22 protein-coding genes are annotated in these 25,614 nt (G+C 65.0%); 8 read left to right on the top strand and 14 right to left on the bottom strand.

Going from position 1 to position 25,614, the window contains the following annotated elements:
• The 3 genes from DBV14_RS03330 to DBV14_RS03340 all read left to right on the top strand — a co-directional run bounded on the left by DBV14_RS03330 (position 1) and on the right by DBV14_RS03340 (position 6,333).
• Positions 1-507: a type IV pilin protein gene (locus DBV14_RS03330; RefSeq protein WP_185545912.1), complete on the top strand. Its 507-nt coding sequence runs from the start codon at positions 1-3 to the stop codon at positions 505-507.
• A gap of 139 nt (positions 508-646) precedes the next feature.
• Positions 647-4,507, top strand: a complete 3,861-nt coding sequence (locus DBV14_RS03335) for a pilus assembly protein (RefSeq protein WP_260396797.1) — start codon at positions 647-649, stop codon at positions 4,505-4,507.
• Positions 4,508-4,632: 125 nt separating this feature from the next.
• Positions 4,633-6,333, top strand: coding sequence for a Wzy polymerase domain-containing protein (locus DBV14_RS03340; protein ID WP_124457779.1), 1,701 nt, complete (start codon positions 4,633-4,635; stop codon positions 6,331-6,333).
• Positions 6,334-6,374: 41 nt separating this feature from the next.
• Here the strand turns inward: DBV14_RS03340 and moaC are convergent, their stop codons facing one another.
• Positions 6,375-6,887 (bottom strand): cyclic pyranopterin monophosphate synthase MoaC, encoded by a 513-nt coding sequence (gene moaC / locus DBV14_RS03345; protein WP_124457780.1) that lies wholly within the window; start codon positions 6,885-6,887, stop codon positions 6,375-6,377.
• Between the two features lie 54 nt (positions 6,888-6,941).
• Between moaC and DBV14_RS03350 the strand changes: the two genes are divergently transcribed.
• On the top strand, positions 6,942-8,510 hold the full coding sequence (locus DBV14_RS03350) for a M48 family metalloprotease (protein WP_124457781.1): 1,569 nt from the start codon (positions 6,942-6,944) through the stop codon (positions 8,508-8,510).
• 7 nt (positions 8,511-8,517) lie between these two features.
• Here the strand turns inward: DBV14_RS03350 and DBV14_RS03355 are convergent, their stop codons facing one another.
• From DBV14_RS03355 to DBV14_RS03365, 3 genes are all read right to left on the bottom strand, one after another.
• Positions 8,518-8,871, bottom strand: a complete 354-nt coding sequence (locus DBV14_RS03355; protein ID WP_124457782.1) for a phage holin family protein — start codon at positions 8,869-8,871, stop codon at positions 8,518-8,520.
• Between the two features lie 124 nt (positions 8,872-8,995).
• The gene (locus DBV14_RS03360; protein ID WP_124457783.1) at positions 8,996-9,460 is read right to left on the bottom strand and encodes a hypothetical protein; all 465 of its coding nucleotides are present in this window, start codon (positions 9,458-9,460) and stop codon (positions 8,996-8,998) included.
• Between the two features lie 68 nt (positions 9,461-9,528).
• Positions 9,529-10,275 carry a TerC family protein gene (locus DBV14_RS03365; protein ID WP_124457784.1) on the bottom strand — a complete coding sequence of 249 codons (747 nt, stop codon included), beginning with the start codon at positions 10,273-10,275 and terminating at the stop codon, positions 9,529-9,531.
• A gap of 498 nt (positions 10,276-10,773) precedes the next feature.
• Between DBV14_RS03365 and DBV14_RS03370 the strand changes: the two genes are divergently transcribed.
• Complete coding sequence (locus DBV14_RS03370; RefSeq protein WP_124457785.1) at positions 10,774-11,238, top strand: DUF3717 domain-containing protein; 465 nt, start codon at positions 10,774-10,776, stop codon at positions 11,236-11,238.
• A gap of 25 nt (positions 11,239-11,263) precedes the next feature.
• The gene (locus DBV14_RS03375; RefSeq protein WP_124457786.1) at positions 11,264-11,569 is read left to right on the top strand and encodes a DUF2007 domain-containing protein; all 306 of its coding nucleotides are present in this window, start codon (positions 11,264-11,266) and stop codon (positions 11,567-11,569) included.
• Between the two features lie 13 nt (positions 11,570-11,582).
• Here DBV14_RS03375 and DBV14_RS03380 read toward each other — a convergent pair whose 3' ends face one another.
• The 4 genes from DBV14_RS03380 to purB form a co-directional block, all read right to left on the bottom strand.
• Positions 11,583-12,143, bottom strand: a complete 561-nt coding sequence (locus DBV14_RS03380) for a YaeQ family protein (protein WP_124457787.1) — start codon at positions 12,141-12,143, stop codon at positions 11,583-11,585.
• A 34-nt stretch (positions 12,144-12,177) separates the two neighbouring features.
• The gene (locus DBV14_RS03385; protein ID WP_185545913.1) at positions 12,178-14,310 is read right to left on the bottom strand and encodes a TonB-dependent siderophore receptor; all 2,133 of its coding nucleotides are present in this window, start codon (positions 14,308-14,310) and stop codon (positions 12,178-12,180) included.
• A 90-nt stretch (positions 14,311-14,400) separates the two neighbouring features.
• Positions 14,401-15,543, bottom strand: a complete 1,143-nt coding sequence (locus DBV14_RS03390; RefSeq protein ID WP_124457789.1) for a PepSY domain-containing protein — start codon at positions 15,541-15,543, stop codon at positions 14,401-14,403.
• A 127-nt stretch (positions 15,544-15,670) separates the two neighbouring features.
• Positions 15,671-17,050: an adenylosuccinate lyase gene (gene purB / locus DBV14_RS03395; protein ID WP_124457790.1), complete on the bottom strand. Its 1,380-nt coding sequence runs from the start codon at positions 17,048-17,050 to the stop codon at positions 15,671-15,673.
• 131 nt (positions 17,051-17,181) lie between these two features.
• On the opposite strand from purB, the gene DBV14_RS03400 reads away from it, so the two are divergent.
• The gene (locus DBV14_RS03400) at positions 17,182-17,793 is read left to right on the top strand and encodes a glutathione S-transferase N-terminal domain-containing protein (protein WP_124457791.1); all 612 of its coding nucleotides are present in this window, start codon (positions 17,182-17,184) and stop codon (positions 17,791-17,793) included.
• 132 nt (positions 17,794-17,925) lie between these two features.
• Here the strand turns inward: DBV14_RS03400 and DBV14_RS03410 are convergent, their stop codons facing one another.
• The 6 genes from DBV14_RS03410 to DBV14_RS03435 form a co-directional block, all read right to left on the bottom strand.
• Positions 17,926-18,720, bottom strand: a complete 795-nt coding sequence (locus DBV14_RS03410) for an SDR family NAD(P)-dependent oxidoreductase (RefSeq protein WP_124457792.1) — start codon at positions 18,718-18,720, stop codon at positions 17,926-17,928.
• The gene (locus DBV14_RS03415; RefSeq protein ID WP_124457793.1) at positions 18,717-20,042 is read right to left on the bottom strand and encodes an MFS transporter; all 1,326 of its coding nucleotides are present in this window, start codon (positions 20,040-20,042) and stop codon (positions 18,717-18,719) included. The genes DBV14_RS03410 and DBV14_RS03415 overlap by 4 nt, the downstream gene beginning before the upstream one ends.
• A 27-nt stretch (positions 20,043-20,069) precedes the next feature.
• Complete coding sequence (locus DBV14_RS03420; protein WP_124457794.1) at positions 20,070-21,284, bottom strand: cyclopropane-fatty-acyl-phospholipid synthase family protein; 1,215 nt, start codon at positions 21,282-21,284, stop codon at positions 20,070-20,072.
• On the bottom strand, positions 21,281-22,084 hold the full coding sequence (locus DBV14_RS03425; protein WP_124457795.1) for a DUF1365 domain-containing protein: 804 nt from the start codon (positions 22,082-22,084) through the stop codon (positions 21,281-21,283). The genes DBV14_RS03420 and DBV14_RS03425 overlap by 4 nt, the downstream gene beginning before the upstream one ends.
• A complete protein-coding gene (locus DBV14_RS03430; RefSeq protein WP_124457796.1) occupies positions 22,081-23,457 on the bottom strand; it encodes an NAD(P)/FAD-dependent oxidoreductase in 1,377 nt (458 codons plus the stop codon). The genes DBV14_RS03425 and DBV14_RS03430 overlap by 4 nt, the downstream gene beginning before the upstream one ends.
• Before the next feature lie 293 nt (positions 23,458-23,750).
• Complete coding sequence (locus DBV14_RS03435) at positions 23,751-24,365, bottom strand: glutathione peroxidase (RefSeq protein ID WP_124457797.1); 615 nt, start codon at positions 24,363-24,365, stop codon at positions 23,751-23,753.
• A gap of 129 nt (positions 24,366-24,494) precedes the next feature.
• Between DBV14_RS03435 and DBV14_RS03440 the strand changes: the two genes are divergently transcribed.
• Complete coding sequence (locus tag DBV14_RS03440; protein ID WP_124457798.1) at positions 24,495-25,352, top strand: ferritin-like domain-containing protein; 858 nt, start codon at positions 24,495-24,497, stop codon at positions 25,350-25,352.
• Positions 25,353-25,614: the final 262 nt, after the last annotated feature.

Here is a 25,614-nt window from a genome sequence, read left to right on the forward strand (position 1 = left end):
ATGCACAAGTCCATCATCGCCATGACACGTCAATCCCTCGACTCCCGTCGATCCGGCCGCGGCTTCACGTTGATCGAAGTCATGATCGTCGTCGCGATCATCGGCATCCTGGCGATGGTCGCCATGCCCAGCTACCAGGAATACATGCGGCGGTCTAAACGCGCCGAAGCCCAGGGCATCCTGATGGAAGCTGCCCAGTACATGCAGCGCTACTACTCGGCCAACGACCGCTACACCGTCACGGCGGGCAACACCACCGCCGAAGTCGAACAAAAAGTCGCCAACGTCAGCGTGCTGCCCGAGACCTTGCGCCAGTCGCCCAAATCTGGCACCGCCAACTACGACATCGCTGTCTTTGCCCGTGACGTCCCACCCAGCTACACCATTCGGGCCACGCGTGCTGGCAGCATGGCCAGCGACAAGTGCGGCACGCTCATGCTGAACAGCCTGGGCGCCAAAACCATCGATGCGACAGGCGTCAACGTTGCAGATTGCTGGAGACAGTAGTTCCCATGGCCCTTGCGCTGCTTGTCTGAGCAACTGCCAAGACGGCGCACACCGACATGACTCCGCGGACGGCATGGCCCATGGGCCAGCCGAACACACACGACAACTCCATGAAGCTCCGTTCGAGAGGGAAGACCGCATGACCGCCACGACCCAAATTCCTGTTCCGACACCTGCTAGAGGCGCGCGTGCGCGCATGAATCTGCTGTTCACGGCTATCGGACTTGCCGCCATCTGGTTGGCCGCCGCCTTGCCTGTAGGTGACGCATTCGCCGCTACTACGCCGAGCCAGGCGCCTCTGTACAGCGCTGTGCCAGGCGCCAAGCCCAATTTGATGTTCGTGCTGGACAACTCTGGGTCAATGGATTTCGAAGCCCAGGACGGTTATTCGGTCAATGACAATTGCAAGGGATCAACGGATTGGTGGTCGGATTGCTATAGAAAATATGGCTGGTATTCGATGCGGTCCAGCGACATCAATACCCAATACTACAACCCATCCATTACCTATGCCGCCCGCGTCAATTCGGGCGGCGTCAAGCTGGTAAATCCAATTGTTTTCGTAGACAACCAATCGTCCGGCAACAGTGCGCCAAGTCATTCGACTTATACAACGGCAACGGGTGCAAGTGGAAAAAAATTCACCTACGTTCTATGCGCAGGAAATGATTGTTCCAGTTCCGGCACCAGGACTGTGGTCGATATAAATTATCCACCAGGATCCGGCACCGTTGATCTTCCCGCCGGGCACAAGCGAACCGAGTGCGGAAAAAATGCCACTTCTTGCACGGCCGATCTGGAGCGCCAGAATATTGTGAATTGGTATCAATGGTACCGAACTCGTACGCTTGCAGTCAGCACGGCGCTGGGCCAGGCGATGCAGAGCTATGAAAATAAATTCAGGGTGGGATACGCTCAATACAACGCTGGTGGAAATGCCGCGGACCACATCGTGAGGGGTGTCAATTATTTCAAGGACGACCCCAATGTCACGGCAAACAATTGGAAAACAAAATTCTATGACTGGATTTATGGCATTAATCCCAGCGGAGGCACTCCTAGCCACAACGCCTTGATGCTTGCTGCCGACTATTTTGCCGGCAACGAAACACAAACTTCCTCTGGCGCTACACCTACCAACCCCTGGAAGAACGACCCCACGAGCTCGGGTGCCGTAAACAACACGGACTTGAGTTGCAGGCGCGCTTATGCAATCGTATTGTCCGATGGTGCTTGGAATTCCGGTACCACTAAAGGAGCCGGCACCAAATATGCCAGCACGGCAGGGGCGACCAACTACAGCGGAAATCCCTCGGGAAATCCGGCCACGCTCCAATACGACCCCAATGGAGCTGCTGGGTACAACAGCGGAACTTTGACAACCAAGCTGGCGGCCCGAAATCTCTACATCCCCTACAGCGACGGGGGAATCAGCAGCAATGGCTTCGCCGATTTGACCGCTCGTTATTTCTGGAATACCGATTTTTCCAGCCTGCCCAATAATGTTCCGGCCATCGACGGGCAGCACAACCCGACGTTCTGGCAGAACATGACCACCTACACCATTGGTTGGGGGCTGACGCCATCGGGCGATTCCGGAACGTCGGGTGGTTTGACGTGGGATCAGATCAATGCATACAACAACGATTGGCTCGCGGGACGGGCTGCTACACAACCCAAATGGGCCGACAACAGATCAAGTGTCAATTTGAACAGTTCGAACACCAGCGATTCGCTGCGCGTCAATGACTTCATTCGTGCGGGCTTTACAGGTGGCGGTCGCTCTTACAGCGTCTATTCGGGTGAAGACGTTCGTCGCGCCCTCGACAATGCCTTGAGCGGCATGGTGGGCTCCGGCAATGATGCCGGCGTGGCGGTGTCGGGCAATAGCAGCGAATTCCAGACGCTGGAGAACCAATACAAGTACACGACCGAGTACCAGACGGCAGACAACAGCGGTGACATCAAGGCATTCCGATTGAATGCCGATGGCGGCTACCTCAATGTGGATGGGAGCGGCAAAGCGATACCGGCATGGTCTGCCAATACGAAGATGCCAGCCTTGGCAAACCGGAAGATCTTTGCCCTGTCGGCCTATGACGCCAATGCCCCCGATTGGGGGGCTGCCAAGCGCAAGGAACTGACCCCCACCACAAGACTGGACAGCCTGCCGACGGACTTCACGGCACTGCTGAACGCAGACAACCTGCAGAGGCTCGACAACAGCTTCATCCGCTACATGCTGGGCGAAGACCCGCAGACGGACATCAACGGCACCATCTATCGCTCGCGCAAGCAGCCGATTGGCGCTTCGGTCAACTCGCCGCCGGTGTTCGTCGGCGGACGCATCGACATGGGTTACAGCATCTACGGTTCCGTGGATGGCAAGGACCTCTATGCCGCCTACAAGGCGCGCAAGTCCGCGCTACCGCCCACCATCTTTGCCGCGACCAACAACGGCAAAGTGCATGTGTTCAACGCTGCCAAGGACGACACCACGCTGACGGGTACCCCGGCCGGTGCGGAATTGGCCGAGTTCATGCCCAAGGGCGCGATGGCCTCGCAGATTGATCTGGCGAATTCGAATTTCCGCTTCCGCTACACCCTGGATGGTCCGCTGGTGGAACAGGACATCTACGACAGAAACAGCCAGACCCCCGCAGGCGGGGCGGCCGCGTGGCGCCAGTTGGTGCTGGGCACCGGTGGGCGCGCGGGCAGCTTCATGTACGGCCTGGAGTCGCCGATGAACACGGCCAACCGGACACCGACCAAGAATCACTTTCTCTGGGAGCTCGACAACAAGACCACGGGGTACGGCGATCTGGCCAATGTGACCAACAACCCCACCGCAGGCCAATTGAACGACGGCACCTGGGTCATGCTGACGGGCAGCGGGCATTACGCGGGCGCGGGCAAGAAAGTGGGCCTGTACGTGGTGGAGGCGGTCACCGGCAAACTGAGGGCATTCATTCCCCTGCCGGCGGGCTTCGGTAACGACGATACGGTCAACGGTGGCAACCGCGGCCTGGGTGGTGTGGTCGCTGTGCGTGACACCAGCCGCAGGATCGTGGCTGCCTATGCGGGCGATGCCAACGGCAACCTGTGGCGTTTCGACTTGCGCACCGCCAGTTTCTCGGTGTCCTACAACAGGCCGTTGTTCACGACCCCGGGCGGCAAGAACCAGCCGATCTACGCCACGCCGACATGGCAGACGCACCCCGGCGACGCAACTGCGTGCACGTACAGCACTTCCACGCAGTGCGGCGCCATCGTGGTGGTGGGCACCGGCATCCTGTTGGACGAGGACGACCTGCAGACACCCGCGACGAAGCAGGCCATCTACGGCATCTGGGACCAGACACCGATCGGAAGCGGCGACAAGGCAGGCTTTGGCAAAGTCGCAGCCACGGACCTGGTGGAACAAACCATCGCCCTGGCCTCGGCAAAAGACGGATCGGGCATCGAGACCGGCAAGAAGTTCTACCAGGTCAGCAGCAACCCCGTGGATTGGAGAACGAAGAAAGGATGGGTGCTGAACCTTGGTGCGATTCTCTATACCGGTGCCATGGCGAATGGTGAACGGGTGGTGGGCGACCTGGCTAACCTGGGCAGCAGCGTCGTGATCACGTCTTTCCTGCCGGAGGACCGCAACCTGGGCATCGAGTCGTGTACGGCCACCGGCAGCCTGCCCAACATCATCTATGTGCTGGACGCCTTGACGGGCAAGAACAAGTCTTCCTTCGACATCGACTCGAATGGCGTTTTCGACCTTTATTCCATCGTCTCGATTCCCTCTGGGGGGTTCACGCGTGGCAACGTGAGTTCGCGCAACATGGTCGGCCAACCCAATGAAGGTCGGCCGGACCTGAAGCCCGATGCCGACTGCACCAACGAGGTCGGCTTCCTGACCGGCGTGGGCGGCACGCAGAAGGCCGGTGACGGCTGCCCGGCAAAGGGATGGCGCCGCAGCTGGCGTTCGGTGGTCTCACCGCCGTTCTGAGGTCCTGATGCACGCGGTTCTGCCTGCTATGGCACGGGTCGGCAGAACCTGCGAAATTCCCGGCACTGGTGCCGTGATTGACAGCGCCTGCGCTTGAGTTCCGACAGGGGGCACAATGCCGGCGGATGATCGCTGACACTCTTGCCCGTGCTCAAAAGGCTCCGGCTGAACCTGCGAATCTCGTAGTTCGTGCAGGACTGATCGCGCTGCCATTCTTGTGTCCCTTCGTGGCGGGCCCATCCGTCAACGTGTGGCAGTTGCTTGTCGCCTGGACTTGTCTTGCCACCCTCTTCCTCATAGGCCCGAAGACTATTCCGGCGCATGGCTTGTCGGTCTGGCTGACATTGGGTGCAGCCATCGTTGCGTTGTCCGGCGCGAGCAGCGTTTCTACGGCATGGCTTCCGACTTGCATGGCCATAGCCGGCATGGCGGCTATGGCCTGCGTTGGATCGAGCATTGCGGTCAGCGGGCCTACTGCCGTGTTGGCGCTGCCCTGCGGCATCTTGATTGCCGGTCTCCTGAGCGCTGTCCTTGGGCTGCTTCAGTACTACGGCCTTGCCGAATGGCTTGTTCCTTGGACTACCTCACCTGCCCTCGGCCAGGCTTACGGCAACCTCCGCCAACGCAATCAGTTCGCCACGCTGATCAGCATGGCGCTCGTTGCCGCGCTGTGGCTTTACGCCGTCCGTGCATCGCCTCGCATGCGGTGCGGGCTGATGCTGGCGGGCGTGCTGCTTCTGGCCGCCTTGGCGGCATCGACTTCCCGGACGGGCTTGCTGCAACTGTTGTTGATCGTGGGTGTGGCAAGCGTCGTCGCGCGGCGCGAGCGCCGTTGCGTATTCGACGCTGAAATTTCTCGGCCGAGCCTGCCGCCGCCTCATGTGCTGCTCGCCATGATCCCGCTCTACTTCGCCATGGCGTTGGTCCTGCCTCGTCTTGCGGGAGGCGGGGTAGAAGGCATGCTCCAGCGCCTGCAGACTGGTGCGTCAGACGATCACAGCCGGCTCATTCTGTGGCGCAACGTGTTGGCCTTGATTTCAGAGCGTCCTTGGACCGGATGGGGCTGGGGTGAACTGAGCTTTGCGCACTACAGCACGCTGTACTTGGGCCCGCGATTTGCCGAAATTCTCGACAACGCTCACAACCTCCCTCTCCATCTCGCCGTCGAATTGGGCGTGCCCGCCGCGGTGCTGATCTGCGGTGGGTTCGTGTGGATGGTGATCGCCGCACAGCCTTGGCGCGAACGTGATCCGACACGCCTCATGGCGTGGGGCATGCTCGGCGCGAGCATCCTGCACAGCTTGCTCGAATACCCGCTGTGGTACGGGCCATTCCAGTTGGTGTTCGGGCTGTGCCTCGGCATCCTGTGGCCGTCCAGATCCACATACGCCGTCCCTGGGTGGTTGAATACCCGTGTACGAGGCCCTTTCATCGCGGCCGGCCTGATCGCCATCGTCGGCTATGCAAGCTGGGACTACATTCGCATCAGCCAGATCTATCTGCCTCGTGCCGAACGCTTGCCGATGTACGAAGACGACACCCTCGCCAAGGCGAAAGGTTCCTGGCTTTTCGCGCGGCAGGTAGCCTTTGCCGAGCTGACACTGACCACAGTGACGCCAGCAAATGCAGCCAGAATGCACGCCCTTGCAGAACGCACATTGCATTTCTCGCCCGAGCCGCGCGTCATCATCAAGCTGATCGAAAGCGCCGAGCTGTCGGGGCGCGAAGACGAGGCCCGAACCCAAGCGGAGCGTTTCAGGATCGCGTTCCCCGCAGAATTCACCCGATGGCTGAACGACAAGCCGGGCAACGCGCCGCTGCCGTAGCAGTCAAATGATCGGCCAGTCGAGGCGACGGAGGAGCGCACTCACTCCGCCACCCAACTCCCCGACTTCCCCCCATGCTTCTCCAACACATGCACATCGGTGATCCGCATCCCCCGGTCCACCGCCTTGCACATGTCGTAGATGGTGAGCAGCGCCACCTGCACTGCCGTCAGCGCCTCCATCTCCACGCCTGTCGGCCCCACGGTCTCGACTGTCGCGGTGCACGCCACTTGCGGCACCTCCCCGCCCTCGGCCAACGCAAAAGCCACGGCGACCCGCGTCAGCGCCAGCGGATGGCACAGCGGAATCAGGTCGCTTGTCTTCTTGGCCGCCTGGATACCGGCAATCCGCGCGATCCCCAGCACATCGCCCTTCTTCGCCGTCCCTGATTCGATCAGCGCCAGCGTTGCCGGCTGCATCTCGATGCGCCCCGTGGCCACGGCGACGCGGTGGGTAGCGGGCTTACCGGCGACATCGACCATGTGGGCCTGGCCCTGAGCGTCGAAGTGGGTAAGGGCAGAAGAAGAGGAAGAAGGAAGAGGAGACGAGTTCATGGGTGAACGTTCGGTTATGAGGTGCATCATACGAGCCCGAGCCACAGACGAGGAATGCCGCGCTTGACTCCTGAACTCCACCCAAAAAGGCCGCTTGTGTCCACCCTGCGGTCGTTGTGCGCTACTTTCTTGATAGCGTCCCAGGCGCTGCTGCCAGTGCCCGCGCTGGCCCAGATGCAGCAGATCCTGCCGGGCATGGGCGACGGCGGCGAGATGACGGCGAGTGCCGAGCGCCATCTGGGCGACCAGATCGCCCGCGAGTTGTACCGCGACACAGACTATGTCGACGACCCGGTGATCGCCGCCTACGTCCAGGAGATCTGGCAGCGGCTGCTGACGGCGGCCCGCGCGCGCGGCGAACTGACACCCGAGCTCGACGAGCGCTTCGCCTGGACGATTCTTCTCGGGCGCGACCGCAACATCAATGCCTTCGCGTTGCCGGGCGGCTACCTGGGGCTGAACCTCGGCCTGGTGGCCGTGGTCGGCAGCCGCGACGAACTGGCAACGGTGCTGGGGCACGAGCTGTCGCACGTCACGCAGCGCCACATCGCGCGGATCATGGACAAGCAGGGCAAGCAGATGCCGCTGATGCTGGCGGGCCTGATTCTCGGGATGATCGCGGCGAGCAAAAGCCGCAGCGGCGACGCCGGCCAGGCGGTGATCATGGGCAGCCAGGCGCTGTTCGCACAGAACCAGCTGAACTTCTCGCGCGACATGGAGCGCGAGGCCGACCGCATCGGCTTCGGCGTGATGACGCAGGCGGGCTTTGCGCCGCAAGGCGCGGCCGCGATGTTCGAGAAGCTGCAGTACGCCTCGCGCCTGAACGACAACGGCTCGTACCCGTACCTGCGCAGCCATCCGCTGACGACCGAGCGCATCTCGGACATGCAGGGCCGCTTCCAGTTCCGCATGGACGTGGCACCACAGCTCCCGCTGGAAATGGACCACGCGATGATCGCTTCGCGTGCCCGCGTGCTGACGCGGCCCGGTGTCGATGTGCTGCGGCTCTGGGTCGATTCGGCGTCGAGCGGCGAGTTCGCGAAAACCTCGCCGGCGCAACAGGCCGGCACGCTCTACGCCGCCGCGCTCTCGGCCAAGGAAATGCGCGACTACAAGACGGCGCGCGCGCTGGCCGAGCGGCTGTCGGCGCGCACGGCGGACAACGCGCCGGCGGCGAAGCTGGCGCGCTGGCTGAGCGCCGAGATCGAGCTGGCGGCGGGCGCGGCGCCCAAGGCGGCCACGCTGCTGGATGCCAAGTCGAAGGAGCGGCCAGAGATGATGCTCTCGGCCGAGGCCGCGACGGCGATGCGCCAGCCCGCGCCGATGATTCCGGTGCTGCGCGACTGGGTGGCGGTGAATCCGCGTGATGCGACGGCGTGGCGCACGCTGGCCAATCTGTACGGCGCCCAGAACGACACGGTGCACGCGGTGCGCGCCGATGCCGAAGCCAATGTGGCGATCCTCGACTACCCGGCGGCCCGCGACCGTTTCAAGGCGGCGCAGGAGCTGATGCGGCAACCGGGAAAGCCGATCGACCACTACGAGGCATCGATCGTCGACACCCGCGCGCGGGCGGTGGACGTGCTGGTGAAGCAGCAGGCCGAAGAGCCGCCGCTGAAGTAGCGACGGCTCAGCGTCGCGAAAGAAGCCCGCCCAGTGCGGATTCGATGAGCAGCCCCAGCAGCGAGTAGATCAGCGAGCCCAGCAGTGCGGCCAGGAAGCCGTTGACGTGAAACCCGCTGAGCAGCCCTGAAGCAGCCCAGAACAGCAGTGCATTGATCACGAACAGGAACAGCCCGAGCGTGACGATGGTGACCGGCAGCGTCAGCACGACGAGGATCGGCCGCACGATCATGTTGAGCAGGCCGATCACCGCGGCCGCGATCAGCGCGGAGCCGAAGCTGTTGACCTGGACGCCGCTGTAGAGATAGGCGACCGCGAGCAGCGCGACAGCGCTGAGCAGCCATTTGATGATGATGCGCATGCGGCGCAGGATACCCCAGAGCCCCACAAACAACGAGCCCCGGAGCGTTGCCGCGCCGGGGCTCGTCGGGGATACGGAAAGGCGTTGCGTGTCGCCTGTCTGTCCGGGCCGTGTCTCTTGCCGCTTACTCGGCCAGCTCGTTCGCCAGCACCAGCAGCGCACCCATGCCCATCACGGCGCCGGGAAAGGCCCAGCCGGTCTGGTGCGCGGGCTTCTGGTCGGGCGTCACGGGCTCGAGGTCGACGCCGATCTTCGGGCGGCGCGCATCGACCACGTGGGTGGCCGAATGCTCGCGCTTCAGTTGCAGCGTCAGCTCGGCCAGCGGGCCCTTGGCCAGCACCGGCGTCACCTGGCCACCGTTGCGCTCCAGCAGCGGCAGCATCTGTGCCTGCACCTTGCTGAACCACTTGGCGCGCCAGTTTTCGCGGGCGCTGTGGCTCACCCACTTGCTGATGCGATGCGTCATGCGCGGCGCGCAGGCCACGAGCACCCAATGGCGCGCCACGACGCTGTTCGCGTCGGGTGCGAGTTCGGCGAACTGTTCACAGGCGTAGGTGATGTCGTCGACATAAAGAATGATCTTTTCCATGAGTGCTCCTTCAGATAGTTAGAGTGGCAGAGACGGGGAAATTCCTGCGGGTCCCGAGAAAATATCGCTCAGTGGCTCGCGGCAGGCGTTGCCGCCTTGTTGCGGGCCTGCCGCATGGCGACCCACTTGCCAATGACCAGCACCAGCAGCGCACCGCCGATACCGGCTGCGTACTTGATCACATCGGTCTGCGGCACCTTCGGCACCCAGGTCCAGGCCGCGGTGTTCGCGAGCGCCGGGTCCGACACGGCCATCGTGCCTGCGATCCAGCCCAGCAGCATGCCGCCGGCCGTGATGATCATGGGGAAGCGGTCCATCAGCTTGATGACCAGCTGGCTGCCCCAGACGATGATCGGGATGCTCACGAGCAGGCCGAAGATCACGAGCGGCATCTGGTGGCCTTCGCCCGCGCCTTGGGCGGCGCCGGCAATGGCGATCACGTTGTCCACGCTCATCACCAGGTCGGCAATGATCACGGTCTTGACGGCGCCCCACAGCTTGTCACTGCCGGTGATGTTGCCGTGCGCGTCGTCATGCTCGGGGGCCAGCAGCTTGATGCCGATCCACACCAGCAGGATGGCACCGACCAGCTTCAGGAACGGAATGGCCAGCAGCGTCAGCGCGAAGAAGATCAATATGACGCGCAGGATGATGGCGCCGGCGGTGCCCCAAAGAATGCCCTTGGTGCGTTGTGCGGGCGGCAGCTTGCGGCAGGCCAGCGCGATCACGACGGCGTTGTCGCCACCGAGCAGGATGTCGATCATGATGATCTGACCGACAGCGACCCAGAACTCCGGGGCCATGAACAATTCCATAAATTCCTCTTTGTCTTTGCGCTCCGCCTGTCTCTCCTGGGTTGGACGATGACGGGCAGGCGCATTCCGATGCGTTTCGATTCATCCCGCACGGGGCTGGTCGAAAGCGAGGGAATGAGGAATCCGGATGGAACCGGGGACTCGCGAACGCTTCGACCAAACCTGCACAGGTTCAAATCGAAGGTCTTGCTCGACAGCGCGCGCGCACCAGTGCGCGTGTGTTGTCCGACAGGCCGGAAGTGTTTTGCTTCGTATTGACGACCTGGCGATTCGCGCTGCCTGGGGCAGCGGTCGGGAGCTACTCCCCTTCGTGGGCGGAATTAGAGCATCGAAGGCCTCGGCGTGGCAACCGAAAGTTTTCACCGATTTAAAAGGAAATGCTTCGAAACGCGCATGAACAGGGCGAATGGCGCTCCGTTATTTGTAGCACCCATGGCCCTTTGAGATCGCGGGGAATTGGCGGACTATGATCGCCGCTCGCTGCTTTTTCCACTCTTCATGGCCGCCATACACATCACCGACATCGAGGCCGCCATCAATCACTGGCGCGAGAGAACCCCCTCGCCCGACGGGGTCACGCTCGGACCCGAATTGCGCGCGCTGGCCGAGGTCTACGCGCTCATGGTTTTTCATCACGAGGACGAGGTCGACGAGGTCGGCTTCCCGCCCAAGGCCTGGGCCGCCTGGATGGCCTGGTACGAGAGCACGCCGGACACGCCGTGCATTGCCATCTGTTCCACCAGCCAGGGCGACGACGAATGCAAGGGCTGCGGCCGCAGTTTCGACGAGGTCCAGTTCTGGCCGGCCATGACGCCGGTCGAGAAGCGCGCCACGTGGCGCCGCATCACCATGGAAGACTCGGCCTGGCGCTTCAACCGCTATGCCGAGCGCGCCCGCGAAGCCGAGCCGCCGCAATGGCCCGACGACCCGGCCGAGCCGCTCGGCCCCGACGACACGCCCTGAACGCAGGCAACGCCACCACCACCGCATGCGCCGCCTTGCCCAGGCCCCGAATCTCGCGATAGCGACGCTGTGGGTGCACGCCCTGCGCGAGGAGGGCGTCGATGCCACCGTGCAGCGCGAGTTTCTCGGCGCCGTGATGGGCCAGCTGCCGCCCGACCAGTGCCTGCCCGAAATCTGGATCGACGACGACACCCAGTTCGACCGGGCGAAAGAGCTGCTGCACGCCGTGCAGCACCGCCCCCAGCGCAGCTGGCAATGCGTGTGCGGGGAGCAGGTCGAAGGCGGCTTCGAGCAGTGCTGGCAGTGCGGCGAAATGATGCCGGCTGCGTAGCCTGGGGGGTGCCCTATTTCCAGCGCAGCAGTTCGATGTCGATGCTGTTCGTGCCGTCGCCCAGCGTCAGCGTGTTTTCCTGAATGGTCGCCTGCAGCTGCATGCTGCGCTGCGCCAGCGCGGCCAGGGCCTGCGAGGCGTCGGTCGGCACGCGGTAGACCTTCAGGTTTTGCGGCCGCGTGAGCTTGTTCTCGATGCCGCGCCACCAGATCTCGGCGGCGTGGTTGAAGCAATAGACGATCACTTCGTCGGCCTTGCCGCAGGCCTTGATGATGGGCTTGTCCTCGGGCTGGCCGACCTCGATCCAGATCTTGATCTCGCCCGTGAAGTCGCGCAGCCAGACGTCGGGCTCGTCGACGTTCGACAGGCCGGCGCCGAAGGCCAGCGTGCCGTCGCCCTGGCAGATGTCCTGCAGCTGGTGCGCGTTGAGCGCGAGCGCCACGAGCCGGATCATCATCCGCTCGTCGGTTTCGCTCGGGTGGCGCGCCAGGGTCAGCGCATGGTCGGCGTAGTAGCCGTGGTCGATGTCGGCCACCGCGAGGGTGACCTTGAAGATGGTGGATTTGAGGGCCATGGGTGCGCGAGTGTATGCGCGCGCAACCGCGGGCTCAGAACGCCACCGAGGCTTGCGCGTACAGCGTGCGCGGCTGCCCCACGTATTTGCCGCCGTTGTTGTCCACCGAGCGGTTGTAGTAGCGGCGGTCGAACAGGTTCTTGATGCCGATGGCCAGCTTCAGGTGGCTCATCGACGGGCCGAAGTCGTACGCGGCGCGCAGGTTCATGGTGGTGTAGCCCGGAATGTTGCCGAGCCGGCCGGTCGCGTCTTCGAGCGTGACGTATCTGGTGCCGTCGTCCGGCGAACCCGGCGAACGCTGCTTCGATTGCGCGTAGAGGTCGGCATTCAGCGTCCACGGCCCGCGCTCGTAGCGCGCACCGAGCGTTGCCACCTGGCGCGAATAGAACGGCAGGTCGCGGCCGGCGAAGTTGCCGGCCTTCGAGGTGGCCTGCGTGTACGTGTAGGTGCCCGACACCGACAGCCCCTTGAGCGATTCGCTCAGGTTGCCCAGGTCGTAGCGCAGGGCCGACTCCAGGCCGCGGTGCCTAGTGGCGCCCAGGTCGGTCCACTGGCCGACGTCGCCGGTGATGGAGCGCGCCAGTTGCAGCTCCTTGTCGAAGTTGATGTTGAACAGCGTCAGCTCGCCGCTCCAGGCCTCGCCCTTGTAGTGCGTGCCGACCTCGTAGGTCTTGGCCTTCTCGGGGTGCAGGCTGGTGGTGGACTGCGCGAGCTGGGCGTACTGCTGCGGGCCGAACGACACGCCGGCGTTGGCGAACACCGACCAGCGCTCGCTCATGCGATAGAGCACCGACAGCGTCGGCAGCACTTCGTTGGAGTCGATCTTCGGATAGATCGCGTTGGTGATGCGGCTGTTCGCCACGGTGAACACGTCGTTGTGCGTGCGGAAGGATTCGTAGCGCACGCCTGGCGTGATCGTCCAGTTGCCGAAGTCGATGCGGTCGTCGATGTAGAACGCGTGCGCGGTCGTGCCGCCCTTGCTGGTCTGGTAGGCGGGGTTGGCCAGGCCGTAGGCATCGAAGCCCGGGCGCGGCGTGTAGTAGGCGCTGCGTGTTGCCACCTCGGAGGCATCTTCCTTGAGGTAGCGGAAGCCGACGCTGACTTCCTGCACCACGCTGCCGGAGTCGATCAGGCGCGAGTAGCGCGGCTCGAAGGCATAGGTCTTGTAGTTGCGCGGCGCGCTGGTCAGGCGCCGCTTGCCGGCGTTGGCGCCGGTGCCTTCCTGCTCCAGGTGGCTGCCGCGGAACGAGTCCGTGTAGTAGGTCAGCATCTCGAACTTGTTCACGCCGTCGTTGTGCGTGTACTTGATCGAGCCGTCGGTGCGGCGGCCGGTGAACTCGTCGAAGGGGCGGTCCGACTGGAACGGGTTGGCCGCGAACTGGCTGGTGGTCAACCCGCCCGGCATGCGTCCGCTGCCTTCGAAGTGATGCAGCGTGACCGCGATGTCGTCGGTGTTCGACAGCCGGTAGGCGCCCTTGAGCATCAGGTCGTCGATGCTGGTGCGGTCGTTGTCCTGGCGAAAGCCTTTGCCATGCGTGCCCGAGTACAGCAGCGCCAGCCCCAGGCCGTTCTCGTTGGTGCCGCCGATGAACAGGCTGGGCGTGGTCTTGGTGCCGCCGCCATGGCTGGCGCTTTCGACGCCCACGCCCACTTCGCCCGCGAACTGCTTGGGAATGGAGCGCGTCACGAAGTTGATGATGCCGCCCACGTTCTGCGGGCCATAGCGCACCGAGCCCGCGCCACGCACCACGTCGACCGCCTCCAGGCTGCCGAGCGACACCGGCGCCAGCGACAGCTGCGGCTGGCCGTAGGGCGCATAGGCCAGCGGCACGCCGTCCAGCAGGATGGTCGAGCGCGGCGACAGCCGCGAGGTCAGGCCGCGCACGCCCACGTTCAGCGAGATGTCGCTGCCGCCGGTGCCGTTGCTCTCCTGCACCTGCACGCCCGGTACCTGCCGCAGCACGTCGCGCACGCTGGCCGAGCCGCTTTCCTGGATCTGCTTGCGCTCGATGATGCTGCGCGCGCCGGGGTGCTCGAGCACCTTGGTTTCGCTGGGCGTGCCGAGCCAGTCACCGGTGACGGTGATGGCCTCCAGCGACTTCGATGGTTCGGTGCCGGGCGCGCCGTCGGCGGCAAAGCTCTGCAGGCTCAGGGGCAGCAGTGCCATCGCAATGGCGGTACGTTTGTGCGGGAACAAGGGGAACTCCTCCGGATATGGAAACGATGACTGGGTGGCGCGGCGCGCCGGTGTTTTTCTTCAGGACGTCGTGCTGCTGGACAGCGCGTTGCCGCGCGCTGCCGCAGCCATGGCGCGCCGACGCCACCAGAGCCAGATGCCGCTGAAGCCCAGGCCGCCGAGCGCCAGGCCGAGCAGCGCGGTGACGATCTGGTGGGCCACGCCGCCCAGCTCGCCCGTGTGCAGCGGAAAGATCACCGCCACCACGCCGTTGCCGGCGTCCAGGTCCTGCCACTTGCGCACGGCCAGCACCTCGCCGCTCACCGGGTTCAGCCATACGGAACTGATGCCGTTGGGGTGCGGGTCGTCCGCCAGGCGGAAGCGCACGCGCATCGGCCGGTCGGCCTTGCCGGGCACCATCGCGTAGCCGATCGGCTGGCCCGGGAAGACCGCCTGGGCCCGCGCCACGAGTTCGTCCAGCGGCAGGCGCGGGCCATTGCCATTGACGCTGCCCTTGGCGATCGTCGGCGGCTTGACCGGCTGCTGCCCCATGGCGGTGGAGATGAAGTCGCCCAGCGGCCGCCACGCCATGTAGGCGCCCGTGGCCACCGACACTGCGATCAGCAGGCCGAGCACCGCGCCGCCGGTGCGGTGCAGGTCGAACAGGCCGCGCAGCAAGCCCCGGTTCAGCACGATGCGCAGCGACGGCGGCCAGCGCGTGGGCCACCACAGCACCAGGCCCGTCACCAACAGGAACAGGTAGGCCAGCGCCACGAAGGCCAGGATCGCCTTGCCGTCGCTGCCCAGCAGCAGGCTGTTGTGCAGCTTGTAGGAGAAGTTGTAGAACCCCTCGTCGGTGCCGCGCCGGCCCTGCTCGGCGCCGGTGGCGGGATCGAGGTACAGCGTGCCGTCCCACTTGCCGCGCACCAGCACCCAGAGTGTTTCGTCGGCATGGTGCGGCGGGCGCAGCGTGAAGTTGGTGTCGGCGCCGAACTCGGCCACGATGCGCTGGCGCAGCGGTTCGAGCGGCAGTGCGGCCGTGGCCGCGATCGTGTCACCCGGGGTGCGCGCGACGAAGAGGTTGGAATGAACCTGGCGGTCGATCGGCAGGGCCACCACCAGCACCGCGCCGAGCAGCGCGGTAAGGGCCAGGATGGGGCCGAGGGTGAGCCCGATCCAGCGGTGGATCTTCAGCCAGAGACGTCTCAGCGGAGCGCGCAGCATGAACAACGGGGACGGCGAGTCCCATCACGGTTGTTGGCTGGCGCACCGGGGTGCGTTGGCTGGAAATGTGGTGCCGATACGGCAAAACAGCCGCCCTGGGGCGGCTGGTGTATCGGTACACGAAAGCTTAAATTCTACTGGCGAGTTCCGCTGCCTTGCCCACGTAGCTGGCGGGCGTTATGGCCAGAAGGCGAGCTTTTTCCTCTTCCGGGATGGCCAGCGAGCGAATCAGTCCGTGCAGCGCCTCGGCCGTGACCGTCTTGCCGCGCGTCACTTCCTTCAACTGCTCGTAGGCGCCCTGCACGCCGAAGCGGCGCATCACGGTCTGGATCGGTTCGGCCAGCACTTCCCACGAAGCGTCGAGGTCTTCGGCCAGCGCTTCTTCGTTCAGTTCCAGCTTGCCCAGGCCGGTGGCCAGGCTCGCATAGGCCAGCGTGGCGTAGCCGAAGGCCACGCCGATGTTGCGCAGCACCGTGCTGTCGGTCAGGTCGCGCTGCCAGCGGCTGATGGGCAGCTTTTCGCTCAGGTGGCGCAGCACCGCGTTGGCCAGGCCCAGGTTGCCTTCGGCGTTCTCGAAATCGATCGGGTTGACCTTGTGCGGCATGGTCGACGAGCCGATCTCGCCCTTCTTCAGGCGCTGCTTGAAGTAGCCCAGGCTCACGTAGCCCCAGATGTCGCGCGAAAAATCGATCAGGATGGTGTCGGCGCGCGCCACGGCATCGAACAGCTCGGCCATGTAGTCGTGCGGCTCGATCTGGATGCTGTACGGCTGGAAGCTCAGGCCCAGGCCCAGCGGTGCCGGCGTTTCGATCACCTTGCGGCTGAAGGCTTCCCAGTCGAAGTCGGGCCACGCGGCCAGGTGGGCGTTGTAGTTGCCCACTGCGCCGTTCATCTTGCCCAGCAGTTGCACCGAGGCAATCTGCGCGCGGGCCTTCGACAGGCGCACCGCCACGTTGGCGATTTCCTTGCCCACGGTGGTCGGGCTGGCCGTCTGGCCGTGCGTGCGCGAGAGCATCGACACGCCGGCGAACTGGTGCGCCATTTCGCGCAGCTTGGCGATCAGGCCGTCGATGGCGGGAAGCACCACCTTGTCGCGGGCCGCCTGGATCTGCAGCGCGTGGCTGGTGTTGTTGATGTCTTCGCTGGTGCAGGCAAAGTGCACGAATTCAGCGGCGGCCAGCAGCTCGGGCCGGGCTTCGAACTTGGACTTGATCCAGTACTCGACCGCCTTCACGTCGTGGTTGGTGGTCTTTTCGATTTCCTTGATGGCCAGTGCGTCGGCCTCGGAGAAATGCGCCACCAGCCCCAGCAGGTACTTGCGGGCGCCGCCCGTCAGGGGCTTGAATTCAGCGAAGCCGCAGTCCGACAGCGCAATGAACCACGCCACTTCGACCTGCACGCGCCGGTGCATATAGCCCTGTTCGCTCATCAGCGGGCGCAACGCCGCGAGTTTGGTCGCGTAGCGACCGTCAAGGGGGGAAAGGGCGGAAACGGTGGAAAAGCTCATGCCCGAATTTTAGGCGGCCGGCGGTCCGTGGGGCGGCCCCGACACATTGGGGTGGATTCGGACCGCTGGTTTTCCCGTTCACCTAAAATGATTATGAACAAATGTCATCAAAGCAAAGGGAGAGAGCCTTCATGAAACTGATCGGATCGGCCGCCAGCCCTTATGTGCGCAAGGTGCGCGTGGTGCTGGCCGAAAAACGGCTCGATTACCAGTTCGTGATCGAAGATGTCTGGGCTGCCGACACCACCATCGCCAGTTCCAACCCGCTCGGCAAGGTGCCCTGCCTGATCATGGAAGGCGGCGAGGCGATGTTCGACTCGCGCGTGATCGTCGAATACCTGGACACCCTGTCGCCGGTCGGCAAGCTCATTCCGCAGCAAAGCCGCGAACGCGCCGAGGTCAAGACCTGGGAAGCGCTGGCCGATGGCGTCATGGACGCCGGCGTGCTCTGGCGCCTCGAGGCCACCTGGACCGGCCGTGCCGACGGCGAGCGCAGCGCGGCCTGGATCGAACGTCAGCGCACCAAGGTCGAGGACGGCGTTGCCGCCATGGCCAAGGGCCTGGGCGACAAGCCTTTCTGCAGCGGTATTCACCTGAGCTTGTCGGACATCGCTGTCGGCTGCACGCTGGGCTGGCTGAACCTGCGCTTCCCCGAGATCGACTGGCGCGCCGACTACAGCAACCTCGCCAAGCTGTACGACAAGCTGATGCTGCGCCCCAGCTTCATCGACACAAAACCTTGACTCTCCCCCAGGCTTCGCGCACTTCGTGTCGCTACGCCAACCCCCTCGCCGGGGGCAACACCAGCGGCCCGGCAAAGCCGGTTCCGCGGTGTCCCACGAAAAAACCGTTCTTTTCTTTCTTGTCGCTTCGTTTCACAAGCCCGTGAAGCGCGCCACCGCCGGAAAGTAGAGCCGGTACGGCAGCAGCCGCATCAGCTTCATCCAGAAGGTGAAGCGGCGCGGAAAGTGAATCTCGAAGGCGCCGCGGCGCCAGCCGTCGAGCATGGCCTCGGCGGCTTCGGCGGGCGTGATCAGCGCCGGCATCCTGAAGTCGTTCTTTGCCGTCAGCAGCGTCTGCACGAACCCCGGCTGGACCAGGCTGACGCCGATGCCGCGCGCGTGCAGGTCGATGTACAGCACCTCGGCCAGGTTCGTCAGCGCCGCCTTGGTCGGGCCGTAGGCCAGGCTTTGCGGGAGCCCGCGAAAACCGGCCACGCTGCCCGTGATCGAGACATGGCCCGCGCCACGGGCCACGAAGTCGGGCAGCACCGCCGCCAGCACATGCAGGGCCCCCACGTAGTTGATCTGCTGGTGCGCCAGCATCGCATCGAGTGCGAATGCGTCGGCGCGCATCGCGTCGTAGGTGGCGACGTTGTAGAGCACGAAGTCGATCCGCCCCACGATGGCTTGCAGCCGCGCATGCGCCTCGGCCACCGCGGCGGCGTCGCGCACGTCGAGCGGCAGCACGATCACGCTCGGTGGCCGGCCGGTGTCGTTGTGCATCGCCGCGAGTTCTTCAAGCGCCTCGCGGTTGCGCGCCGACACCGCGACCCGCGCGCCACGCGCGAGCAGCGCCAGCACCGTCGCGCGGCCGATGCCCGATGACGCGCCGACGATCCATGCCGTCTTGCCGTGCCAGTCGGCCAGCGGCGGATTGAACGGCTTCACGGCACCGCCTTTGGAACAGGCGCTGGCGATGCAGCACCGGACGCCGGCCGTATCACCAGCACCCAGAGCGACACGCCCGCGATCACCTTGAGCACGCAAGGCAACAGGCAGTAGGCCAGCGACAGCGCCTGCAGCGCCCCCGGTTCGCGCGCGCCGGGCACGTAGCCCGCCAGCCCGAGCAGCGGCAGGGCCAGGCCCGCGGCCACCGCCAGGTTCAGCTTGGTCGCGAAATTCCACCAGCCGAAGTAGGCGCCGGCATATGGCTGGTCGCCGGCTTCGGCAATGATCCCGGCCAGCAGGGCGCCCGGCAGCACCAGGTCGGAGCCGATCGCAAAGCCCGACAGCGCGCACACCACCAGGAACGGCACCGCGTCGCCCGCGCCCATGGCGCCGGCCCATGCGAACACCGCGACCGACATGCACATGCCGCCCAGCCAGCTGCGCGCCAGTCCCCAGCGGCGCACGATGCGCAGCCACGCCGGAATCGACGCCGCCGCCACGACGAAGTACAGCCCCAGGAACGCCGGCTCCAACGCGGCGGACGCGCGCAGGCGGTCTTGCACGAAGAACAGCACCAGCGTTGCCGGCACCGCGCTCGCGATGCCGTTGAGCACGAACACCGCCAGCAGGCGGCGAAACGCCGGTCGGCGCAAAGGCAGCCGCAGGTCAACCGCCGCATGCGGCGCGATGGTGACTGTGGCACCGGCTCCGGCATGGGCGCGCACCGGCCGTGGCGCCCGCGTCCAGAACATCCACCCGATGGCCAGCAGCAGGCCGAACAACCCGACCATCGCGGGCAGCCCGGCCAGTGTCGGCACCACCGACGCGAGCACCACGCCCAGCAGCCCCATGCCTTCGCGCCAGCCCACGATGCGGCCGCGCTGCAAGGCGTCGCCGCCCAGCATCGCGCCCCACGACTGGTGCGAGATGCTGAGCATGCTGTAGCCCGCATAGGTCACGGCCAGCAGCACGGCCGCCGCCGCGAGCAGCGCGCCGTGCCGCGTTGGGTCGACCAGCAGTTGCGGAAAGAACAGCAGGCCGAAGCCGAGCAGCAGCACCGCCGCCGCGATGGCGCCCGCGCCCAGCACCGCTTGTGGCGAACGCGCGTGCAGCCGGTCGCCGAGCCTCCCGAGCAGCGGATCGATCAGCGCATCGAGCAGGCGCGCGCCGAGCAGCACCGCGCCCAGCGTTGCCAGCGGCACGCCGAAGGCACGCGCGTAGTGGTTGGGCAGCAGCACGTAGAGCGGCAGCGCGACGAAGGCGAGCGGCAGCCCGAGCAGTCCGTAGCGCAAGCCGTCGAGAGGGCCGAAGGAGGACGACACGAAGGGCCGCGCGATCTGTCTGTCTATTTATCGCTTGCGCAGCGTGTACTGGACCACGTCGATGTTGGCCTGCGAGAACGCGGCCTCGCAGTAGGCAAGGTAGAACTCCCAGATGCGCATGAAGCGCTCGTCGAAGCCCAGCTGCAGGATGTGGCCGCGCTGCCCCAGGAAGCTCTCGCGCCAGCGCCGCAGTGTCTCGGCGTAGTCGGCGCCGAACGCGAATTCGTCCACCACTTCCAGCCCCGCGGCCTCGGCCTCGCGGCGGAACTCGCGCGGGCACGGCAGGCAGCCGCCCGGAAAAATGTACTGCTGGATGAAGTCGGTTGAGTCGATGTAGCGGTCGAACAGCTGGTCGTCGATGACGATGCTCTGCACGCAGGCGCGGCCGCCCGGCTTGAGCAGGCGGCTCACGCTGGCGAAGTAGGTCGACCAGTATTCGCGGCCCACGGCCTCCACCATCTCGATGGAGCAGATGGCGTCGAACGGGGCGTCATCGATGTCGCGGTAGTCCTGCAGCCGCAGGTCGGCTGCAAGGCCCGCGGTGCGTTGCCGGGCAAAGGCCAGTTGCTCGGTCGAGAGCGTGACGCCGGTCACCGAGGCGCCGAAATCGAAGGCCGCCATTTCGGCCAGCGCGCCCCAGCCGCAGCCGATCTCCAGCACCCGGTCGCCGGGCTTCACGGCCGCCAGCTCGAGCGCGCGGCGCACCTTGGCGCGTTGCGCCTCGGGCATCGGCCTGTCGAACCTGCCCTCGAACCAGGCCGACGAATAGTTCATCGTCTCGTCGAGCCAGAGCTTGTAGAACGCGTTGCCCAGGTCGTAGTGCGCGTGGATGTTGCGCGAGCTGCCGGTCTTGCTGTTGCGGTTCATGACGTGCCGCACGCGGTAGAGCAGGCGGCCGAACCAGCTGCCGTACACCACGTCCTCGATGGCGCGGCGATTGGCAATGAACACCTTGATCAGCTCGGTGAGGTTGGGCGTGGTCCAGTCGCCCGCGATGTAGCTTTCGGCAAAGCCGATGTCGCCCGACTTCAGCGCGGCCTTGCAGACGTTCCAGTTGCGCAGCGTGAGCGAGGCCGTGGGGCCGCTGCCCGGCGTGGCGCCGAAATGCCGCACCGAGTCGTCGGGCAGGCGCACCGTGAGCGAGCCGTAGGCCAGCCGCTGCAGCAGGTCGAGCACCGTGCGCGCGGCGCCGGGCGCGTCTTGCGGCAGCGAAAAACGGGAGGCGGTGGTGGTTGAGTTCATGAATTCGCCTGCTGCTGGTTGTCGCGTGAAACGAAGTGGGTGGGCGGCGCCGGCTTGGCGACGAAAGGCACGCGCTTGAGCCACAGCCTGGCGGCCTGCCAATGAATGCGCGCGATCAGCCCGAAGGTCATGGCGGGATAGCGCCACAGGGCGCGCCGCACGCTGGCGGCCGTCATCGGGGCGAGTTCGCCGCTCACGCTGGTCTGCAGCAGCGGGCCGTCGTCGTCGTCGTGGTCGATGCGCGCCACGGTGTACGCGAGCCCGGCATCAACGAAGAAGCGAAAGCGGTAGCTGCCGCTGACCTGGCAGAACGGCGAGACATGAAAGACCTTGGTGGCGCGCAGTTCCGCGCCGTACACGGGCCGGTCCAGCAGGTAGCAGTGGCGCTCGCCGAAGGTGTTGTTGACCTCGACCACGATGGCCCGCAGCACGCCTTCCGCCGTGTGGCAATACCAGAAGCTCACGGGCTTGAAGGTGTAGCCGAACACGCGCGGGTAGCAGTGCAGCCAGGCCTCGCCGTCGGCGTCGTGGATCTGGTGGGCGGCCAGCAGTTCGTCGAGCCAGGCCAGCGCGCCGCCGTTGTCGGGCGTGCGCCCATCGCCGTGGTCGATGTCGAAGAACGACAGCGCGGCCCGGCGGTTGAACGCCAGCCGGTCGCTGCCCTGCGCGCGCAGGGTGCGCATCGGCAGCATCAGGAAGTAGGTCGGGTAGACGAAGGCGTTGCGGGCCGGGCGAAGGCGCGTGTGGCGGACTTCGCCGAAGCCCATCAGCGGCAGCGCCAACGCCTGTTGCGGGTTCATACCAGGGCCCTTGCCATGGCGTCGATTGCGTCGATCCCGTCGATGCCCGCGTCCTGCCTGGCGATGCGGGTGCGCAGGCCCTGGGCAACGGCCAGGCCGGCCTTCAGGCCGTCTTCGTGGAAGCCATAGCCCATCCACGCGCCCGCGAACCAGGTGTTGCGCTGGCCTTGCAAGGCGGGCACCTCGGCCTGCGCGCGGATCGCGGCAAGGTCGAGCACCGGGTGGTCGTAGTCGTATTCGGCCATGACCTGACTACGCTGGATCTCGCGCACCGGATTCAACGAAACGACGACCGGTTGTTCCCAGGGCAGCGGTTGCAGCTTGTTCAGCAGGTAGTGCAGGCAGACGCGGCCCGATTCGCGCTCGCCGGCTGCCGCGCGTTCGTAGTTCCAGGCGGCCCAGGCCGAGCGGCGTTGCGGCAGCACGGTGGCGTCGGTGTGGAGCACGGCGTGGTTCGCCTGGTAGCGGATCGCGCCCAGCACCGCGGCCTCGGCCGGGCTGGCGTCGCCGAGCATGGCGAGCGACTGGTCGGAATGGGTGGCCAGCACCACATGGTCGAAGTGCTCGGTGCCGCCGCTGTCGGTGCTCACATGCACGCCGCCGCTGCCGTCGGCGGTGCGGACGATGCGGCGGACCGGCGTGTTCAGGCGCTTGTCGGCCAGGCCCGCGACGATCTTCTCCACATAGTGGCGCGAGCCGCCGCGCACCGTGCGCCACTGCGGCCGGTTGGCGATCTGGATCAGGCCGTGGTTGTGGCAGAAACGGATCATGGTCGCGACCGGGAACGCCAGCATCTGCGTGGTCGAGCAGCTCCAGATGCAGCCCATCATCGGCAGGAAGTACCAGTCGCGGAATGCCGCGCCGAAGCGGTGAGCGTCGAGGAACTCGCCCAGTGGCTGGGCCAGTTCGCCTTCGGTGCCGGCCTGGGCAATGCGCGTGGTCAGCCGGTTGAAGCGCAGCAGGTCGCGCAGCATGCCCAGGAAGCGGCCGTCGAGCAGGTTGCGCCGCTGGGCGAACACGGTGCCGAGGTTGTTGCCGCTCCACTCGAGCGGGCCGCCGCCGTCGTCGCGCGTGGCCTGGACCGAGAACGACATCTCCGACAGGGCGGTGTCGACGCCCAGCTCCGAGAAAAGGCGGATCAGGTTTGGGTAGGTGCGGTCGTTGTAGACCAGGAAGCCGGTGTCGACGCCATGGGCGACGCGCGTGGCGTCGGTGGCGGAGCGCGGGAGTTTGATCGTTGCCGTATGGGCGTGGCCACCGAAGTAGTCACTGGCTTCGAAGAGGGTCACATGGGCCGTGTCGCGCAGCGAATGCGCGGCGGCCAGTCCCGAGATGCCGGCGCCGATGACGGCGATGCGTGGGGGCTGCGTCATCGCGAAACCCCCGCCCGGCGGGAATATAAAAATGCTGCGAGGCGCCCCGACGCGAAGGAGGGAGGGAGGGAGGAGGAGAAGAATCGCCTCGGGATTTCGACCGAACGGCAAGCGCCCGGAAGACCTCGCAACATGAAAACTGCTGGGCAGCTACTGCCCACGCAAGTTAGGAGCGCGACCTCCGCAGCACGGTTCCCTCTGAAAAGGTAAACGTTTGTTTCTGTGGGTTTACGAAGGTCTGGACGCATCGGTAAATAATATTACCGATCCGTATTTTTGTGAACTGCTCAGTCTCAATTTGTCCCGAGCTGCTTCTCGATGACGTTCACGAAGCCGTTTTCGTCGGGTGCAGTCATGCTCGACCACGCCTGCACGACCTTGCCGTCACGGCCGATCAGGTACTTGTAGAAGTTCCATTTCGGCGTGGTGCCGGAGGCTTGCGCCAGTTGCTTGAACAGCGGGTTGGCGTCGGTGCCGCGCACCGACGACTTGGCGAACATGGGGAATTTCACGCCGAAGGTGCTTTCGCAGAAGTCGGCAATTTCCTTGTTGGAGCCCGATTCCTGGGAGAAGTCGTTCGACGGGAAGCCCAGCACCACGAGGCCGCGGGCGCGGTATTTCATGTCCAGCGCTTCCAGGCCCTTGTATTGCGGCGTAAAACCGCAAAAACTGGCCGTATTGACCACCAGAACCACTTTGCCGGAGTACTGGCACAGAGTCTGGGGCTTTTCATCCTGCAGCCGCGGGAAGGTGTGTTGCAGGATGGCCGGACACCCGGCGGCCTCTGCCGGAGCGGGTGTCGCGGGGGTGTTCTGGGCGCTGGCCGGCAGGGCGCCAAACAGGCCCGCCACGAGGGAGAAAGCCGGAACACAGCGAAAGAGCATCGACAATCGGGTGAGGGTTCGCATGGCGGACTCCTGGTTCAAAAAGGGGGGTGTGCATCCGTGCCGCAACGGCGCGCGTATTCGCATCATCGCGCGTCTGTCATGGTCGCGCCAAACGGGCCGACTAAAATCGGCGGCCATAGAAAGACATCGATGCTCTATCCGGAACTCTTCAGACAACTCGAATCCGTCCGCTGGGACATGGACAAGGACATTCCCTGGCAGTCGTTCGACGCTTCTTTGCTGACGGAAGAGCAAGCGCAGACCATCAAGATGAATGCCATCACCGAGTGGGCGGCGTTGCCGGCCACCGAGATGTTCCTGCGCGACAACCGCCACGATAGCGATTTTTCGGCTTTCATGTCGATCTGGTTCTTTGAAGAGCAGAAGCACTCGCTGGTACTGATGGAGTACCTGAAGCGCTTCAGCCCGAAGCACGCGCCCACCGAGCAGGAACTGCACGAAGTGCGCTTCGATTTCGACCCGGCCCCGCCGCTCGAGACCCTGATGCTGCATTTCTGCGGCGAAATCCGCCTGAACCACTGGTATCGCCGTGCCGCCCAGTGGCACACCGAGCCGGTCATCAAGCACATCTACACGACGCTGAGCCAGGACGAAGCCCGCCACGGCGGCGCCTACCTGCGCTACATGAAGCGCGCGATGGAAAAGTTCGGCGACGAGGCCCGTGCCGCGTTCACGAAGGTCGGCGTGCTGATGGCCAGCGCGCGCCGCACGGCCCAGGCGTTGCATCCGACGAACCTGCACGTGAACAAGGCGCTGTTCCCGAACGACACGATCCAGAGCCGCATGCCCGACCCTGACTGGCTGGAGCACTGGCTGGACAAGCAGATCAAGTTCGACGCGGTCTGGGAGTCGAAGGTGGGCGAGCGAATCCTGCACAACCTGAGCCTGCTGATGAACCGCAGTTTCAAGACGGTTCAGGAGCTGAACCGCTACCGCAAGGAACTGGCCGCGTCACTCGGCCCCAAGCCTGAATATCAAGGCGCCTGAACAAAGCCCCGCTCGTCGGGGCTTTTTTTATGCCGCCTGTCACAGGGCACGGGGCTTGGCCGTCTGGATAGGATGGAACCTTGCTTTTCTGTTCTTTGCGTTGTGGTTGGTTCGAAGACTGCTGCTGTTCAGGGCGACGCCCACGCCGACGGTGTGCTCTGCTCCGCGAATGTCCCCCGCTTCGCTCCTCCTTTATTTCGCTGCGCAGAGCACACCATCCGCGTGAGCGTCATCAGAGTGGTCGTTGATCAGCGGTACACCA

The organism is Variovorax sp. KBW07, from assembly GCF_003852515.1.
Taxonomy (GTDB): Bacteria; Pseudomonadota; Gammaproteobacteria; order Burkholderiales; family Burkholderiaceae_C; genus Variovorax.